Origin of the sequence: Salipiger marinus (assembly GCF_900100085.1) — a bacterium.
GTDB lineage: Bacteria > Pseudomonadota > Alphaproteobacteria > Rhodobacterales > Rhodobacteraceae > Salipiger > Salipiger marinus.
Genome location: NZ_FNEJ01000075.1, coordinates 1 through 2,904 on the forward strand (window position 1 = coordinate 1; position 2,904 = coordinate 2,904).

The window sequence follows — 2,904 nt, forward strand, 5'->3', positions numbered from 1 at the left end:
GAAGTGGTGCACCCGACAGAACAACGCTAAACCAAGTTAAGACAATAGCTTGCGGGGCAATGTTCCAAAATGTGGTACCTATGGAAATCAATAAGTTACGGACAGCGTTCCAACTGAAAAGGCCGCGATGGCCAAGGGCGATGACGATGCAGCGTATACCTACCTCCTCATGCGAGGCGCGGACAACGGCTTTGGAGGCCGTTCGAAGTTGCTGTGTTACACCAGAAAACTTCCAACTCAGATACATCCGGCTCTAAGCCCCTCAACAAGTTGCGGCGCTTTTGCCAAACACTTGACCTTGAGGCCCTGGAACTTGGCGATTCGCTACTTTCGTGCGAGCAATGTTGATCGGCCATTGATCGCCAGGTTCGTCATCCACTCCAAAGATGAGTTGATAGACGGTGAGGCTGGCTGTACTCGCAAAATAGGCGGTAATCGGTTAGAAGCCACACGAACTTGGAGCCGACGTGCTGCGCCATGACCTCGCTCACTGGTGGTGCGGCAAGGTTGTGACGACGGGCGCGCTACCAGACTAGTATTGATTGTGTCCGCAAAATCGCTTCATAATTCGGAACGCAAGGGGAACACTGAACGATGACATACAGTATGAGGAAGAACCGAGCCGGTCAGCCATGAACCTTCTGGCAAACGATTCATACGAAGTCAGCGCAAACACGATCTCACCGATGCGCGAGATGGGCGCATATGAAGCGCTCTGGATGCAACAGGGCATGACCTGGAAGCGCATGGCGGACAAATTTCGCAATGACCCCACCGCGCTTCCCTCTGATTTTGTGCCGCTGCATGAGGCTTCTGCAATCGCCAGAAGAGTCATGGCGCACCTGAAGGAACGGCAGGTGCATAGATTTGGCGTGCGCATCCACCACGCGGGAGACTACCCGCATAAGCTCCGGGACGCCAAAAATCCTGTCGAAATGCTCTATTATCAGGGTGCTTGGGAACTATCCGAAATGCGCAGTTTGGCGATTGTCGGAAGCCGGAACGCATCCGATGATGGTCAGGCCAGAGCAGCACGGCTAGCGCGTGAGCTTGTGAAGAGGGACTTTGCGGTTGTTTCGGGGTTAGCGAATGGAATTGATGGCGCGGCTCACAGGGCGGCGCTCGAAGCTGGCGGCACCACGATTGCCGTAATTGGAACTCCGCTTGGTGAACACTACCCGAAAGAGAATGCCGAACTGCAGGACGTCATAGCAAAAGACCATCTACTGATCTCGCAAGTACCTGTCATGCGCTATTCTCAAGAGCCCTTCCGCAACAAACGTATGTATTTTCCAGAGCGCAATGCCACGATGTCTGCTCTAACTGAAGGCACCATAATCGTAGAAGCCGGGGAAACATCCGGCACACTCACGCAAGCTCGCGCTGCAATGTTCCAAGGAAGAAAACTTTTCATATTGGACAGCTGCTTCCAGCGCAACGACATCACCTGGCCAAGCCGTTTCGAAGCCCAGGGCGCAATTCGCGTTCGAACCCCGGACGACATTTGGAATTCAATTGAATAATCCCTCTATTAAATTCACCCAAATAGATGAAAAAAACTGCGAAGATCACCCGAACTTCGAACGGGGCGATCAATGGATGTTTCTTTGGGAGAAAACTTCTGGTCGGGATTATACCTTCAGCGACACGAACAACCTCATCTCTAACCTAAAAAAATCGGTCAATAGCTCTCCTGGCCAGCTGTACTATAAAAACCAAGCAATTATCCGATGTGCGCGATCTATGCGCGAAGCGATAAACGATAAATGGCTTGAAATCGGAACATTAGTGCCGGTGCCACCTTCAAAAGCGCCGACGCATCCGCTTTACGACAACCGAATGGAACAAGTATGCAATCTGATCTGGCCTGGAGTTGCGGACGTCAGAAACTTGGTTGTTCAAAACACGTCAATGCAAGCAAGCCATGAACGCGGTCAAGGCCAGCCTCGGATAACAAAAGACGAATTGATCGCCTCTTACACTATAGAAGAGAGCTTCGCCAACCCTGCCCCGACAAGCATTGCCATCGTCGATGACATGCTGACGGCAGGAACCCACTACCGCGCTATGCACTATGTTTTGTCGCGACGCTTCCCAGAGGCCCAAATTGTCGGCATGTTTGTTGCACGCAGAATTTTCCCAGATGACGCTTGGGAATCTTGACCTCGAGCTATAATCGAATTTTCAGGACTAGAAGTACCCCCTTTGAATTAAGCCGAGATAGACGTTCCTAGGAAAACAAAAGAAGTCGTATATTTGACAACCGCGCTCAACTAACCGCTGATCCCGATGGAACTCTGGTCAGGCAGACCGGAAATCTCAGACCGCATCACCGACGAGCGCATCAAAATCCTGCACCATCAGGTTCAGTAGGGAGACAAAAGGTAGGTGATAAGAGATTCGAACTCCTGACATCTTCGATGTGAACAAAGGCTTGGGCAGCCAAGCTATTGATGTCCGGCCCAAGAGCCTCTTCTTAAAACACAAAATGCCCCACCTATCCAACCTATCCCGGTTCACGCAGGTTCAGTGAACCGGGATCCACTTCGTAAAAGGCACGAGAGGAGAGACGGCGATGTCCCGCGCGAGCCCAGATAGGAAGGAGAGCGGTACTATTCGCACCGAAAGAAAGATTTTGCCTCTAAGTCGAACTAAGCTGCCTGCTCGAAAACTTTCTCGTACGTCAGAACGTCTTGAGCGAGTTTGATGAGCTTGACCCGCATCATATCGGTGTACTTCCGCTGCGGCTTCTTTCCCAAGCTCCGATAATACTCAAGGCGAGCATTGCGAATACCGCAATGCCCCGCGTTAGCGGGGCTCTCGGGACCGCTCTCACCGTCTAAAGTCGGCTCACGAGTGACGCCGAAAATGGATTCATTACTCGCGTCGTTCTCGGTGCAGCCC

General features: G+C 51.9%; 4 protein-coding genes. 2 read left to right on the top strand and 2 right to left on the bottom strand.

Annotated features, from left to right (window positions below):
• Positions 1–247 (bottom strand): hypothetical protein (locus BLR51_RS28090; protein WP_207543714.1); only part of this gene is annotated, 247 nt, incomplete at its 3' end.
• A 385-nt stretch (positions 248–632) separates the two neighbouring features.
• Between BLR51_RS28090 and BLR51_RS26805 the strand changes: the two genes are divergently transcribed.
• Positions 633–1,523: a DNA-processing protein DprA gene (locus tag BLR51_RS26805; protein WP_089852587.1), complete on the top strand. Its 891-nt coding sequence runs from the start codon at positions 633–635 to the stop codon at positions 1,521–1,523.
• Positions 1,516–2,163, top strand: a complete 648-nt coding sequence (locus BLR51_RS26810) for a hypothetical protein (RefSeq protein ID WP_207543715.1) — start codon at positions 1,516–1,518, stop codon at positions 2,161–2,163. Before BLR51_RS26805 ends, BLR51_RS26810 begins: the two co-directional genes overlap by 8 nt.
• Positions 2,164–2,651: 488 nt before the next feature.
• On the opposite strand, the gene BLR51_RS28095 is transcribed toward BLR51_RS26810, so the two are convergent.
• On the bottom strand, positions 2,652–2,904 hold a 253-nt coding region (locus BLR51_RS28095), incomplete at its 5' end, for a hypothetical protein (RefSeq protein WP_207543716.1).